15 protein-coding genes are annotated in these 13940 nt (G+C 75.0%); 3 read left to right on the top strand and 12 right to left on the bottom strand.

The annotated features are described in order from the left end of the window. The 3 genes from ACFPZN_RS54040 to ACFPZN_RS54050 all read left to right on the top strand — a co-directional run. Nucleotides 1–199 (top strand): hypothetical protein (locus ACFPZN_RS54040; RefSeq protein WP_378292849.1); only part of this gene is annotated, 199 nt, incomplete at its 5' end. A gap of 7 nt (nucleotides 200–206) precedes the next feature. Beyond that, nucleotides 207–587, top strand: a complete 381-nt coding sequence (locus ACFPZN_RS54045; protein ID WP_378292851.1) for a DUF742 domain-containing protein — start codon at nucleotides 207–209, stop codon at nucleotides 585–587. Next, entirely contained in the window at nucleotides 568–1185 is a 618-nt protein-coding gene (locus tag ACFPZN_RS54050; RefSeq protein ID WP_378292853.1) for a GTP-binding protein, read from the top strand. The genes ACFPZN_RS54045 and ACFPZN_RS54050 overlap by 20 nt, the downstream gene beginning before the upstream one ends. A 20-nt stretch (nucleotides 1186–1205) precedes the next feature. Here ACFPZN_RS54050 and ACFPZN_RS54055 read toward each other — a convergent pair whose 3' ends face one another. The 12 genes from ACFPZN_RS54055 to ACFPZN_RS54110 all read right to left on the bottom strand — a co-directional run. Continuing rightward, complete coding sequence (locus tag ACFPZN_RS54055) at nucleotides 1206–1466, bottom strand: hypothetical protein (RefSeq protein ID WP_378292855.1); 261 nt, start codon at nucleotides 1464–1466, stop codon at nucleotides 1206–1208. Continuing rightward, on the bottom strand, nucleotides 1463–2017 hold the full coding sequence (locus tag ACFPZN_RS54060; protein ID WP_378292857.1) for a class E sortase: 555 nt from the start codon (nucleotides 2015–2017) through the stop codon (nucleotides 1463–1465). Before ACFPZN_RS54060 ends, ACFPZN_RS54055 begins: the two co-directional genes overlap by 4 nt. Before the next feature lie 111 nt (nucleotides 2018–2128). After that, the gene (locus ACFPZN_RS54065) at nucleotides 2129–3424 is read right to left on the bottom strand and encodes a chaplin family protein (protein ID WP_378292859.1); all 1296 of its coding nucleotides are present in this window, start codon (nucleotides 3422–3424) and stop codon (nucleotides 2129–2131) included. A gap of 204 nt (nucleotides 3425–3628) precedes the next feature. Then, nucleotides 3629–4480 carry a hypothetical protein gene (locus ACFPZN_RS54070; protein WP_378292861.1) on the bottom strand — a complete coding sequence of 284 codons (852 nt, stop codon included), beginning with the start codon at nucleotides 4478–4480 and terminating at the stop codon, nucleotides 3629–3631. Between the two features lie 191 nt (nucleotides 4481–4671). Continuing rightward, nucleotides 4672–5955, bottom strand: coding sequence for an NAD(P)-binding domain-containing protein (locus ACFPZN_RS54075; RefSeq protein WP_378292863.1), 1284 nt, complete (start codon nucleotides 5953–5955; stop codon nucleotides 4672–4674). 32 nt (nucleotides 5956–5987) lie between these two features. Then, nucleotides 5988–7253, bottom strand: a complete 1266-nt coding sequence (locus tag ACFPZN_RS54080; RefSeq protein ID WP_378292865.1) for a carboxylate--amine ligase — start codon at nucleotides 7251–7253, stop codon at nucleotides 5988–5990. A gap of 1246 nt (nucleotides 7254–8499) precedes the next feature. Next, nucleotides 8500–9726 carry a glycosyltransferase family 4 protein gene (locus tag ACFPZN_RS54085; RefSeq protein ID WP_378292867.1) on the bottom strand — a complete coding sequence of 409 codons (1227 nt, stop codon included), beginning with the start codon at nucleotides 9724–9726 and terminating at the stop codon, nucleotides 8500–8502. Next, entirely contained in the window at nucleotides 9719–10978 is a 1260-nt protein-coding gene (locus ACFPZN_RS54090) for a GNAT family N-acetyltransferase (protein ID WP_378292869.1), read from the bottom strand. The genes ACFPZN_RS54085 and ACFPZN_RS54090 overlap by 8 nt, the downstream gene beginning before the upstream one ends. Beyond that, the gene (locus ACFPZN_RS54095; RefSeq protein ID WP_378292871.1) at nucleotides 10975–11706 is read right to left on the bottom strand and encodes a YveK family protein; all 732 of its coding nucleotides are present in this window, start codon (nucleotides 11704–11706) and stop codon (nucleotides 10975–10977) included. Before ACFPZN_RS54095 ends, ACFPZN_RS54090 begins: the two co-directional genes overlap by 4 nt. 81 nt (nucleotides 11707–11787) lie before the next feature. Then, on the bottom strand, nucleotides 11788–12954 hold the full coding sequence (locus ACFPZN_RS54100; protein WP_378292873.1) for a glycosyltransferase: 1167 nt from the start codon (nucleotides 12952–12954) through the stop codon (nucleotides 11788–11790). Further along, complete coding sequence (locus ACFPZN_RS54105; protein WP_378292875.1) at nucleotides 12951–13727, bottom strand: polysaccharide deacetylase family protein; 777 nt, start codon at nucleotides 13725–13727, stop codon at nucleotides 12951–12953. Before ACFPZN_RS54105 ends, ACFPZN_RS54100 begins: the two co-directional genes overlap by 4 nt. Further along, a partial coding sequence (locus tag ACFPZN_RS54110; protein WP_378292877.1) for a hypothetical protein occupies nucleotides 13724–13940 on the bottom strand: 217 nt, incomplete at its 5' end. The genes ACFPZN_RS54110 and ACFPZN_RS54105, both read right to left, overlap by 4 nt.

The raw sequence follows: 13940 nt of genomic DNA on the forward strand, positions 1-13940 counted from the left end.
GCCGCGCCGCGTCCGCCAGGCCAACCTCGCGCCGCAGTTGCGGGAGGAGTCGACCGGGGAGAACGCCGCCCCGGAAGAGCAGGCTCCGCCGCGCGCCGAACGCTCGCCCGAGGAAATGCGCTCGATGATGTCCTCGATCCAGCGGGGCACCCGGCGCGGCCGTACGGAGTCGACCATCGAGTTCGACGAGGGGTCGTGACAGGGAGATGAACGGCCCCGGAAACGAATGGCTCGACGAGGACGCGGGTCCCCTCGTCCGCTCGTACGCGCTGACGCGCGGCCGGGCCCGGCCACGCACCCGCGGCGAGGGCTTCGAGATGATCGCCATCATCGCTACGGTGGCGACCCCGGCCAGCGCCTCGCCCGACATCGGACCCGAGCATCTGGCCATCGTCGACCTGTGCGTGCGGCCCCACTCGGTGGCGGAGGTCTCCGCCCGCCTGGGGCTGCCGCTGGTCGTCGTGCGGGTACTGCTCGGCGACCTGCTCGCCCACCGGCTCATCGCGGTCAGGCGCCCGCAGCAGGAGAGCCAGACCGTGACCGAACATCTGCTCAGGGAAGTGCTCCATGGACTCGAGGCGCTCTGACGCCACCGAAGCCGCGATGCCCCTCGCGGTCAAGATCCTCGTGGCGGGGGGTTTCGGGGTCGGCAAGACCACGTTCGTCGGCGCGGTCAGCGAGATCAAGCCGCTGCAGACCGAGGAGGTCCTCACCGAGCAGAGCGTCGGCGTCGACGACACCTCCGGGGTGGACCGCAAGACCACGACCACCGTGGCGATGGACTTCGGCCGGATCACCATCCGGGACGGCCTGATCCTGTACCTGTTCGGGACGCCCGGCCAGGACCGGTTCTGGTTCATGTGGGACGAGCTCTCGCACGGTGCGCTGGGCGCGATCGTGCTGGCCGACACGCGTCGGCTGTCGGACTGCTTCCCGGCGGTGGACTACTTCGAGAACCGCGGCCTGCCGTTCATCATCGGCGTCAACTGCTTCGACGACGGGTTCGACTACGCCGCCCGGGAGATCCGGGACGCGCTGGACCTGAACCCGGAGACGCCGGTCGTGCTGTGCGACGCGCGCAGCCGGGAGTCGGCGAAGAGCGTGCTGACGTCGCTGGTCAAGTACCTGCTGCAGGTGAACGGCGGGGAGCGGGCCGGGCCCAGGCCGGCCGGCCAGCTGCGCTGATCGGCCGGTCCCGGGGGGGCTCAGCCGTCCAGGGCCCAGGAGTCGTCCTCGTCCTCTTCGTCGTCCGCCGGCGTGACGGCGGCGGGCGGCCGGGGGAGGGCGGCCGGAGGCGGGGCGAACAGTGCCAGGCACCTGTCGACGGCGCGCAGCAGCGCCGCGTCCGGCGGCGTCTCGCGGCAGAGCGCGGCGTGCAGGTCGCGCAGTTCGTCGGGGGTCATGGCGTACAGCGGCTTGGAGATCCACGCGGGGGGCGTCGGGAGTTCCTGCAGCGACCGGTTCACGGCGCACCGTCCTTGCGGGCGATGACGACGATCCGCATGCGGTCCGACCCCTTGGGGTGGCAGCTGATGAGGGTGAGGACGCTCTCCCGGGGCGTCCGCCCTTTCCGGAACGGGACCGGCGCGAGGACGCTCGCCTTCCGCGGGGAGATGATCCGCGTGCCGTAGGCGCGGAAGACGTGGGTCGTGCGCCCGCCGCGCACGATGATCCGGTCGCCGCGGCGCAGCCGGTCGAGGTCGTGGAACGGCGCCAGGTAGGTGGTGCGGTGGCCGAGCAGGACCGCGTTGCCGATCTCGCCGGGCATCGCCGTCCCGGGATAGTGGCCGATGCCGCGGGCCAGGACGCGGCGTGACACGCCCTCGCGGATCGGGCGGTGCCTCAGCTTCAGCCGGGGGATCGAGATCCGCGCGAGCACGCGCCCGGCGGGCTTCGCGGGGGCGGAGACGGCCGTCGGGGCGTGGGGCGGGGTGCGGGTCGCGGAGGGGGAGGCGGCCGCCGCCTGTACCGGCGCCAGCGCTGCCAGCAGGGTGCCGATGACGGCCTGTGTACGCATGCCTTCGGGTGTCCTTCGTCCTTCGGTTCCCGTGTCCGTCGCTCGTCCGGGGGAGGTGCCGCGGCCCTCGGGCCTCAGGGTCTGAGGGCCTGAGGGCCGCGGATCAGGAGGTCAGGGGTTCAGCGGCGTGCCGCGGCCCACGCTGATCGGAAGCCCGTCCAGCGGCAGCGGCAGCGGGGGCTCGGAGGCCCTCTGCTGCTGGGGCTGGGTGGGCCGGCCGCCGGGAGCGGACTGCGCGGGCGCCTGCGCGGGCGGGCGGCCCGGCTGCTGCTGCTTCTGCTGTCCCATCCGGTCCTTCAGCTCCTTCAGCTGGTTCGCCTGCTCCGGGGTGGGCACCGTCTTCTGCTGCAGCGGCCGGATCGCGACGCCGAGCGACTCGATCAGCTTGCGCACGCCCTGCGTCGGGTCCGGCGGGTCCTGCTCGGCGACCCGCCGGGCGACCGTCTCCCCGGCGGACGCGCCGGCCGCGGGAAGCGCGGCCGGGGCCCCGGCCAGCGTGCCGTTCAGCTCCTGCGGGCTCTGCGCCGAGCGGAGCCCGCGCCCGATCGTGTCGGTGAGGCCCTGCGCCCCGGGCAGCCCGGACGCGTCCGGCAGTCCCTCGGCCGAGGGCAGGCCGAGCGTGTCCGCGGCCTCGCGCAGCATGCCGCCTGCCTCGGGGATGTCGCGGGTGCGCTGGCCGGTGGGGACGTTCTGCCGCGCGGTGGACGGCAGCTTGAGGCCCTCCAGCGGCAGCGCGGACTGGGCGGCCGGCGCCTTGACCGCCTGCGGCTTGGCGGCCCGCGGCTTGGGCGCGGGAGCCTTGGGCAGGGCCGGCCTGGGCGCGCCGGGCTTGGACGTGGCGGGAGCGTCTGCGGGCAGGCCCACCGAACCGGCCAGGTCGGAGACGGGCCGCACCGGGTCGGTGCCGGTCAGCTGGCCCGTCGGCACCCCGCTCAGCGGTCCCTCCGACTTGCTGCCGGACGCGTCGCCCACGGACGCCGACGCGCGGTGCTGCGAGCTGCCTTTGCCGTGGTCGTGGCCCCCGTTCACCGTCGCCCCGCCCGGGCAGTCGCCCTTCGCGACGCCGACGACGCCGACGCTGTTGCCGCACACGTTGATGGGGGTGTTCTGGGACCGGTCGATCTGGTTGCCGCCCCCGATGCTGTGCTTGCCCGAGGTGACGTTGCCCTTGCCCCCGTGCACGTGGGCGCCGCCGACGCACCACGCCTTGGCCACGCTGACGACGCCGATGGCGTTGCCGCAGATGTTGATGGGCGTGTTCTGAGGGGCGAAGATCTGGTTGCCGCTGTTGGAGCCCCTTTCGCCGCTGGTGATGTCGGCTGAGGCGGTGCCGGGGCCTGTGCCGGCCATGGCGATGCCCGCCGCCACCAGGGCGGTGCGGGCGATGTTTCTCGTCCAGTTCCGCATGTCCTACTCCCTCGTTGCGGTGTAGCGGATCGGATGGGAACGGCAAGGGCGCGAGGCGCGCACTGCCTGCTGCTGATGAGGTGCTGGGAAGTCCGGGGAACGGCGGGCGTTGGCCGCCCTCTCCTCCGGTGGGTTCGTGCAGTGGGCCGCTGGGGCCGCTCGCGTCGACGGCGAATGCGTCGACGGGCCGAGTTCGCCGCCGTCCTAGTCGGGGACGACCATCGGGCGGGCGGGTGCGGACTTGTCCTGCATCGCCGCCGCCGGAAGGGCGCGCACGTCCACGGTCGCGGGCGTGGCGTCGATGGGGGAGGAAAGGGTGCCCGTCATCGGGCCGGGCCCGTACATGGTGTGCAGGAACGCGGCGCTCGCGTCGCCCTGCCCCGGGGGCATGAGGGGCTGCGGCGCGGACGGCCCCTGCCCCGCGCGGGCGCAGGACCCGCAGCCCGTTTTCAGCGACGCGCCCGAACCGACGCCCGGCGCCGCCGCCGAGAACCCGCCGCGGGCACCGGCCGGGGACGCCTGCGCGCCCGCGTCGTCGTGCGCGGCCTGGAGAGCGGTGGCGCGGCCCGTGCCGGGCAGCGTGCCCAGCGCGGGCGGCTGCTCGGTGAGCGGGGAGAGCAGGCGGTCGACGGCGCGCTGGTCGTCCCGCAGCCCGGCGCTCCCGATGAGCGCGGCCCCGGCCGGACGCAGCTCGTGCAGCCCCGACCTGTCGGAGACCTCGTCCACCAGCCTCGTGACGGCGGACGAGGGACGGCCGAGAAGCCGCCCGGTCGCGTGCTCGGTCGCGTGCTCGGTCGTGTGCGCGAGCACGTCGCCGGAGGCCCGGTCCGCGCTCGCGGTGAGCGCCGCGCCGAGCCGTCCGGCCGCGCCGCCCGGGTCGGCCGGGTCCGCGGTCGCGGAGGCCGGTGACCCGGCCAGCGCGGACAGCAGGTACCAGCCCGCGAACGCGAGCCCCGCGACCACCGCGACCCGCGCCGCCCCGCGCAGCAGGACGCGGGCGTGCGGCACCGGTTCGGGGACCCGGCGGGCCCCGTCGCGGATCGGTGCCGGCTGCATGCGCGGAACTCCTCGGGGACGGCGTCGCGTGTGACGTTGGGCGACGATAGCAGCACTGAGAGTAATGATCGCCCGCATTCGTTTCCGGTTGGCGTGTCTTTCCCGTCGGCCCCCAGCGTGGCCCCCGGCACCGTGCTGGGCCTGGTGGTCTACCGACTGTTTGCCGGAACGTGGCGAGGTCGTGCGGTCGGTCAACCCTGGGGTGCCGCCTCCTTGGCCGCCTCGCTGGCGGTCTCTTCCGCGGGACGCGCGGGCGGGGTGACGGCCGGCTGCGCCGCGAGGCCGGCGGCCCGCGCCGCGACGTGCGCGGCGATCCGGCGGGCCGTGAAGTCGGCGCCGTGCACGAAGCGCATCACCGGCCCGAAGCTCGCCGCCGACGCCAGCCCGGTGAAGTACAGCCCCGGCACCGTGCTGTCGAACGACGGCCCGAGCACCGGCGACCGGTGCGCGGCCTGGACGAGCCCGCGCAGCTCCGGCGCCAGGATGTCGATCCGCCCGAGGTCCGGGACGAACCCGGTCGCGGCGATCACGTGGTCGGCGTGGTGCTCGCCCCGTCCGCCGGTGCGGCCCGCCGTGCGGACCACGGCCCCGCCGTCCGACTCCCGCGCGCCCGTGACCACCCGGCCGGTCAGCACCTGCACGCGCTCGTCCAGGCGGTCGCGCAGCCACCACGCCCCGGCCGGGCCCATGGTGGTGCGGACCAGGTGCCGCCGCGTCCCGTCCGGGAGCAGGCGCGTGGCCCAGGGGTGCTCGGCCCAGAGCCACGTCCGGTAGCCGCGTCCCAGCCCCGAGTGCGGCCCGCGCAGGGCGCGGTTGACCAGCGACGGGGACGGCACGGGCACCGAGTTCCAGGCCAGCCGCTCGGTACGCGCCAGCACCAGCGGGTGCGCCCCGGCGTCGGCCAGCAGCACCGCGGTCTCCAGCGCCGACTGGCCCGCGCCGATCACCGCCACCTCCCGGCCCTCGAACCGGTCGAGATCGCGGTGCTCGACGCTGTGCGTGCACAGGTGCGGGGGCAGCCCGGACAGCACGACGGGCGTGTGCGCGAACGACCGCACCCCGATCGCCATGATGACCGCGCGGGCCCGCGCGACCTCGCCGGTGGACAGCGTGACGGTGAAGTCGCCGCGCGACCGGTGGCGATCGACCAGCTCGACCTGGGCGTCCTCGCAGTCGGGGACGAGGTTCTCGGCGAACCAGCGGCCGTACTCCACGAACGTCGCCAGCGGGATGGGCCGCCCATTGCGCCACCCCGGATGCCGGTCGGTGAACGCGGCGCCCGCGAACGGGGCGCCCAGGCTGGAGGCGAACGGCTCGGATTTCAGGAACATGCCGCGCGGCATGCTGCCGTCCCAGAACTCCATCGGCGTCCCGATGACGCGGACGTCCAGGCCGTAGTGCTTGAGGTGGGCCGCGGTCGAGAGGCCGTAGGGCCCCGCCCCGACGATGAGCGCGTCGGCGGTCGAGTCGTGCATGGGTTCCCCCGTGTCGTGATGGTGGTGGGCCGCTACCCTCCGGTGGTGCCGCGCCGCAGGCCGCGGGCCAGGCCGCGCGCCAGGCTCCGCCCTGCCATGGACAGGAACGGGACCGGGTCGTCGGCGGCGAACCAGGCCGGTTCGCCGGCCTCGCGCAGCCGCCGGACGGCCGCGCGGCGCTCGCCCGGACGGGTCAGGGCATGGTGCAGGAGGTGGTTCTCCACCAGCAGGGTGCGCCCGTACCGGGGGCGGGCCTGGGGCACGGCGCGGCCGGAGTGCGCGAGGTGGGCGATCCTGACCAGGTCGAGGCCCGACCCGTCGCGGAACAGCCGGAACTGCGCGCCGAGCCGGGGGTTGAAGTCGAGCAGGTGGTAGGTGCCGGTCCGGGCCTCGAACCGGAAGTCCAGGTCGACGGTGCCGCGGTGGCCGAGCAGGTCGACGATCTTGTGGGCGAGCCGTTCCAGCGCCGGGTTGAGGACCCATTCGCCGGAGACGGTGTGGCCGGCGTCGGCGGGGTGGGCGAGGTGCTTGCGGCCGGTGGCGCCGAACAGGCAGGCGCCGTCGCCGTCGAAGTGGCCGTGGAAGAACCAGTCGCCGCCCTCGGGGGGAACGTGGCGCTGCAGGATCGGCGGGCCCGCCGTCTGGGCCGCGGCCCCGCCGAGTGTGGCCGCGAGGGCGAACAGCCGGTGGACCTCGGCGGCGGTACGGGCGACGACCGTGCCGCGATGGCCGGGCGGCAGCAGCCATGGCCGCGGCCACTTCACCACCAGCGGGAGGCCCAGCCGCGTCAGCGCGGCCTCCACCTCCGTGGGGGAGCGCGGGACGAGGCTCTCGGGGCAGTCGATGCCGAACCGGGCGCACTGCTCGGCCAGCAGCGACTTGTCGGCCACCCGCCGCGGGCTGGACGGGTCGGGCGCGGTGAACGCGAAGCACTCGGCCAGGGCGGGAGCGTGCTCGGCGATGAAGATGGCGCCGGCGTCGTCCAGCGGGAGCAGCAGGGTGCGGCGGCCGATCAGCCCGGCGATGTGCCGCAGGTGCTCGGCCAGCGCCTCGGGCGCGGTGTGCGGCGAGGGGCCCCACGGCCAGCGCCGGTGCAGGTGGCGCGAGCGTGCGGCGGGGCTGCCGGGGCCTTCCAGGATCGCGTGGACCGGCACGCCCGCGCGGCCCAGCGACCGGATCGCGCCCAGCGTCCCGTGGTGGAAGGGGTTGCGGTCGGTGCGCAGGAGCAGCACCGGCAGCCCGGCGTCGAGCTCGGGGGCGCGGGCGCCCGGGGCGGCGGGCGGCGGCGGGGACTGCATCGGTCAGGCCGCCCGTTTCGCCGGAAAATGCGCTCTTAGCCGGTAATACATAATAAGGAAGCTTTCTCTAAAAAACGGTAATTCTGCTCTCGGTGCGGAGATCCGTTTGTTCATCCACCCGCGCCATCGGGCATACGTTACGCATGAGCTCAGGCGATGACCATCGTGCTCGGGGGCCGTTCGGCCATGGGCGTGCAAGATCTCCTTTGGGACTTCTCTGCCGTGCTGTGGCGGGCCTCACGGTCGTCGTGGCGCTGACGGTGGCGGCCATCACCGCGAGCCGGCCCGACCCCGAATCCACCGGACATGTCGCCGGTGAATCCCGGGCGGTAACACCGCTCCGAACATCCCCCGATTCCGCCTCGGGAAACCCACCCGCGACATCCCAGGAAATGCGCCGCGAAAAGCGCCGCCGCATACCGCTCGGCGCGTTTCTGGGGTCGGGCGCGGAGGGCGTCCAGAGGATCGAGGCGTTCGAGCGCTGGCTCGGCTCCCCGGTCACGGTCGGCCGCACCTACCTGCCCGGCGAGGTGTGGAAGGCGATCGAGGGGCCGTTCGAGATCCTGCGGCCGTGGTCCCTGTGGCGGCACGCCGTCCCGGGGCGGATGCTGGTGCTGAACGTCCCGATGCTCGCGCCGAACGAGGTGGGGCTGCCCGACCGGGCGGTCGCCAAGATGCTGCGCAACGGCGCGTCCGGGGCCTACGACCGGCACTTCAGGACGCTGGCGGAGCGCCTGGTGCTGGAGCGGATGGGTGACACCGTCCTGGTGCCCGGCTGGGAGATGAACGGCACCACCTACAGCCACCGGTGCGGGCCCGACCCGGCGGCGTGGAGGGCCTACTGGCGGCGGATCGTGTGGACCATGCGGTCGGTGCCGGGCACCGCGTTCCGGTTCGACTTCACGGCGGCGCGGGGCCGTGACGCGGTGCCGTGGACCGAGTGCTATCCGGGTGACGACGTCGTCGACATCATCGGTTCCGACAGTTACGACCAGCCGGAGGGCGGCAATTTCGCCCGGTATGTTCATGAACCGCTCGGGCTGCGGGACCAGGCGATGTTCGCGGCGGTCCACGGCAAGCGGCTGTCCATCCCGGAATGGGGACTGTTCCGTAACTCCGATAATCCCGACTACATCCGTGGGATGTATCACTGGATGGAGCAGAACAACATGATGTACCAAAGCATTGCCGATTATTGCCCGCACGGCGTGTGGCAGTGCCAGAACAATCCGCGTTCGGCGGCCGTCTATCGCGAACTCTTCGGCGGAAACACCTCGTCCGTCCAAGAATCGCCGTCGGCTTCTCCGCCCGCTCCGGGGCCGGCCAGTCCGGCGGTGACCTCCGCCAGCAGCGCGAGCGTGCCGGACAGGTCGAACGCCCCGGCGGCGCCCGCGCCCACCCTGCCCTCCTCGTCCGCGTCGCGCGGACGCGACAGCCGGGAGGTCAACTCGGCGGCGAGCGCGTCCGGCTCCTCGGGCGGGACGAGCGCCCCGGCGCCGTAGGGCAGGACCTCCGTGAGCCCGGGAACGCCGCTGCACACCAGGGAGCGGCCGCACGCCAGGGCCTCCAGCGCGACCAGCGGCAGCCCCTCCCAGCGCGAGGGCAGCACGACCAGGTGAGCCGCCGCCAACCACGCGCGCGTGTCCGGCACCGGAGGGACGAACAGCACGCCCGGCAGCCCGTCCGCCCGGCGGCGGAGCGCGGGCAGGTCGTCGCCGTCCCCGACGATGGCCAGGAGGGCGTCCGGGCAGGCGGCCCGGACCGCGGGCCACGCGGCCAGCAGCACGTCCTGGCCCTTCTGTCGGGTCACCCGCCCGATGCACACGGCCAGGGGCGCGCCCGTGGGCAGGTCCAGCGCGTCCCGCGCGGCCTGGCGGTTGGCGTCCCCGGCAGGGGTGAAGCGGCTCAGGTCCACACCGTTGCGGACGACCTGGTACGGCCCGCGCACCCCGGCCGCCTCGCCCAGGCGCAGCTCGCCCGCGCCGACGCAGATCAGCGCGTCCGTCCGGTTGCGCGCCGCGTACCGTTCCCAGCGCAGCACCGCCGCCGCCCGTGAGCCCGTGACGGCCAGCCACGACCAGCCGTGCGGCTGGAAGATCGTCGCGGGACGCGGCGGGCCGCCCGGCGCGGACGGGCCCGGCAGGCGCCCGGCCAGCCCGGCCTTGGCCGAGTGCAGGTGCAGCACGTCCGGCCCGAAGCGGTCGACGATCCGCCGCAGCTCGCGGGCCTCGCGCAGCGTGCGCGCGCCGGGTTCGCGCTCCGCGTCCCAGGCGAGATGCGGCACGCGCAACTCCTCCAGCCGTGCCGGGAGCCCGCCGCCGGGGCCGCCCGCGCCCTCGGAGTCGCCGGACGGGCAGGCCACCGCCACGTCCCAGCCCCGGCGAACCTGGTCGGCGACGGCCTGCGCCACGTACACCGCGACCCCGCCGTCTGTGGGCTGGGTGACGTGCAGGACGCGCAGCCCGTCACGCATGGCGGCCGTCCATGCCCGGTCCCGTGGGGGCGGTGCGCCCGCCGTGCTCGGCACGATGCCGGTGCTCGTCCCGGCGCGTCCGCAGCTCGGCGTGGCAGCGCGCGGCGGCGGCGTACGCGGAGGCGAGCGCGGGTGCGCGCGCCAGGATCAGCCGCTCGTTGTGCACGGCGACGGGCCGCCACTTCCTCTTGTACGGCTCGTCCCCGCGCAGCATGCTCAGCGCCGGGACGCCCGCGTCCCGCGCCACGCCCAGGTCCTGCCGCAGCAGCATCAGCGTCACCTCGACGAAGTCGCGCAGGTTCGGCTCCGCCCCGTACAGGTACGCGCCCGCGAACTCGTGGCCGATCAGCACCAGGTCGGAGGCCACCAGCCCGCCCTCCCAGCGGTACTCGTACAGCGCGGCCCGCCCGTCGCGGATCATCGGGCCCAGCGCGTCCGCCAGGTGGCGGCCGAAGCGCGGGCGGACGTGCTCCGGGTTGATCGGGCGGCCCCGCCACTGCCGGGCGTGCAGCTCCAGCAGCCGCTCGACGCCGGCCACGGCGTCCTCGGCCGGGACCGGCGCGGCCGTGATCCCGTACGCGTCGATCCGGCGGAGCTTGGCGCGCAGCTTCCCCGCGCTGCGGCGGGGCAGCCGGCCCAGGACGCCCGCGATGTCCCCGGCGGGCAGTTCGAGGCAGGTGGACGCGGGCGTGCGCCACGACGTCCGGGGCCACGCCCCCGCCAGCACGTGCGCCGCCGAACCGGGCCTGACCTCGGGGAAGTCGAGCGCGCACCAGCCGGACGCGCCCAGGAGCGCGCGGGTGAGGTACCAGGCGGCGCCCTGGGCCTCGTCGCGGTCCAGCAGGACGTCGGTGTGGTCGCTCTGCGGCGCGGCGAGCGGGACCAGCACCGGGCATCCCCAGCGCCGCACCTCCATCAGCGGGGCGGCGGCCACCAGGCGGCCGTGCCGCCGTACCAGCGCCAGGCGCAGGCTTCCGCGCCTGCCGTAGTTGCGCCACCAGGCCGCCAGCCACGCGTGGGACTGGAACGGGGTGGCGGCCGGGCTGCGCGCGTAGAGGTCGTCCCACTCGGCGGCGAGGCCGTCGAGCGCGGTGTCGTCGCGGTGGAGCTCCACGGTCCAGCCGAACGAGCAGCCGTCGCTGACCCCGCCCCTGGTCCCTGTCCTGGTACCGAGATCGACCCCGGAGCCGAAGTCGATGACGTTGCCCACGAACGGGACGGCGCGGACGCGGCCCAGTTCCACATCGGTCATCGGCGTGCCTCCGCCGTCAACGGGGATCCCTTCGCCGCGGGCTTGGCGTCCTTGCCGTCCTTGCTCACGCCCTTGCCCTTGCCCGCGTTCTCGGACGCCGCCGCGGCGGCGATCTCCTCGGCGGCGCTCGCGAGCGCCGCCTCGAACGCCCGGCGGACCCGCGAGGCGACCCCGGTGGCCGCGACCAGCCCGCCCAGCAGCAGCCCGGTCGCCACCCCGACGGCCACGTTCAGCGGCAGGTTGGGCGAGCTGGGCGCCGCGGGCACCGACGCCTGGGTCATGGGCGCGACCCGCACGCCGGTGTCGTGCTGGTGCGCGTTGCCGTAGCGGACCAGCGCGTCGGCGGCGGTGTTGGCCAGCTCCGCCGACAGCATCGCGGTGCCGGCCGAGGCCGTGAGCCGCACCAGCGGGGTGTCCGGCGAGGACGACGCCTGGATCCGCGCGCGGGAGCGGTCGAGCACCTGGCCCGGGATGGGCTTGGCCGCCCACTGGAGCGTCTCCCGCATCGACGCCAGCCGCCCGTACGCCTGCGCGAAGTTGACCGCCGCGGGCCCGCCGTCCGGATCCGAGACCACCAGCACGTAGCTGGTCGCCGAGTAGGTCGGGGCCTTGAACAGCCCGTACCCGAGCCCCGCCAGCAGGCACGCCAGCACGATGGCGATCGGGAGGGCGAACCGGCGCCCGAAGTTCTTCAGGACGCGGATGACGAGGACGCGGATTTCTTGCATGCCTTGGCCCTTTCGGAGAGGACGTGCTCGCGAGGAGGTGGTGCGGGACGAGGTGCTGTGCGGCGGCGGCGAGCGGGGCCGTCAGGTGGCGACGAGCGCGCTGCCGCCCACGGGCCGGACCGCCGCCGGGCCCTCGTGGTACAGGTCGACGAGCTGGGCGATCCGCGCCTCCACGGCGTAGTGCCCCACCAGCGGCGGCGGGGCCGCGCGGGCCGGGGTGGGCGCTTCCGTGCGCGGCAGGGCGTCGAGCGCGGCGCTCCAGGCCGCCACCCACGACGGAAGCCGCTGCACGCGCGGCGCCATGAGCGACGGCAGGTCGTCGATCGCCGGGCACGTCCGGTAGAGCACGGGAAGCCCGGCCGCCAGCGCCTCCAGCACGCCGAGCCCGAAGGTCTCGTGGGCGGACGGGGCCGCGTAGGCGTCCATCGCCGCGAGCATCCCGGGGACGTCGGCCGTCCCGCCGGTGAAGTGCGTGCGGCCGGCGACGCCGAGGTTCTCGGCCAGCTCCTCCAGCTCGGGCCGGGCCGGTCCGGACCCCACGATGAGCAGCCGCCCGTCGCCGGAGCCGGGACGGGCCGTGCGGCCGGTGCCCGCGAACGCGCGGACCAGCAGGTCCAGGCTCTTGGACGGCACGAGCCGCCCGGTGCTGCCGACGACGAACTCCTCCGGCCCGATCCCCAGGGCGCCGCGGACCGCGGCCCGGCGCTCCGCGGAGAACGCGAACGCCCCGGCGTCGATCGCGTTGGTGATCGTGACCAGCCGGGCGGGCCGGACGCCCCAGTCCAGCAGCCGCCGGGTGACGCTCGGGGACACCGCGACGGTCGCGTGGCCGAGCCGCTCGCTCGCCCGGTAGAGCGCGCGGACGCCCGGCGTCGTCCGGCGCCCCTCGATGTGGCCGTCGCCCAGGGAGTGCTCGGTCGCGACGATGCGCGGCGTCCGGGCCAGCCAGGCGGCAACGCGCCCGTAGACGCACGCCCGGTACAGGTGCGTGTGGACGACGTCGTACCGGCCCTTGCGGATCAGCCGGACGAGCCGCGGCAGCGCCGCCGCGTCCCGGTTGCTCCGCATGCCGATCTCGTGGACGGGGACGCCCCCGGCGCGGATGCCCGCGCCCAGCGCGCCCGCGTGCGTGAGGACCGCGACCTCGCACTCGACGCGGTCCTTGGGCAGGTGGTCCAGCAGCAGCGCCAGCTGCCGTTCGGCGCCGCCGTGCTCCAGGCCCGTGATGACGTGCAGGACCCGCGTCATATGCGGACCAGCCATTGCAGTTCGTGCCGGACCACCTTCGCGCGCAGCCGCAGGCCGCGGTCGCGCTCGCCGACGTAGGTGCGGGCCAGGGCGTGGCGGCCGGGCTCGTCGGGACGGATGGCGCAGGCGTAGTCGTACCCGGCTGCCCTGACCTCCGCCACGTCCCGGGGGCTGACGTGCCCGTAGGGGTAGGCGAAGCCGGTCACGGGCCGCTGGACGGCCTCCTCCAGGACGTACCGGCTCTGCCGCAGCTCGTCCCGCACCTGCTGGGCGGGCGCCCCCGGGAGGGAGATGTGCCGCATGCCGTGCGAGGCGACCTCCATGCCGAAGTCGGCGACGGCGCGCAGCTGGTCGGTGGTCATCAGCGACTTGGGCGGTCCGGAGTCCCAGCTGTTGTAGCCCCCGGCGTGCCCGGCGACCATGAACACCGTCGCGGTGAACCCGAACCGCACCAGCGCGGGCACCGCCCGGGTGGCGAAGTCGGCGTAGCCGTCGTCGAAGGTGAGGCCGACCAGCCCGCGGGTGCCGCCCTCGGCGTCCGCGCGCAGCAGCTCGCCCACGCTCACGCCGCGCAGCCTGCGCGCCTGGAGCCAGCGGAGCTGCCGCTCGAAGCGCTCGGGCGTGACGGTCACCAGATGCGGGTCCCGGTCGTAGTGGTCGACCGAGTGGTACATCAGGACCATCGGCATCGAGGTCATCGGATGCTCGGTCTTCTCACGGCTCTCACGGCTCTCAGGGTTCTCAAGGTGCTCGAGGTTCTCGGGGTGAGTCACGTGCTCTTCCTTCGGATGCTGGTGAACGAGCTGAGCGGCCCGCCCGCGCGGGCGCGCCCGTAGGCGGCCAGGGCCAGCGCGGCGGCGTAGACCGCGGTGACGACCGCGACGCCGGCGCCGGCCTGGTGGAGCGGCGGGGCGCCGGCCGGGACGAGCGCGCCCGGCCCGGGGTTGCTGCCGGTGGCGGCCAGCGCGGCCAGGCCCGCGGCGATG

The sequence above is a fragment of the Actinomadura rugatobispora genome, assembly GCF_042656285.1.
GTDB classification, from domain to species: Bacteria; Actinomycetota; Actinomycetes; order Streptosporangiales; family Streptosporangiaceae; genus Spirillospora; species Spirillospora rugatobispora.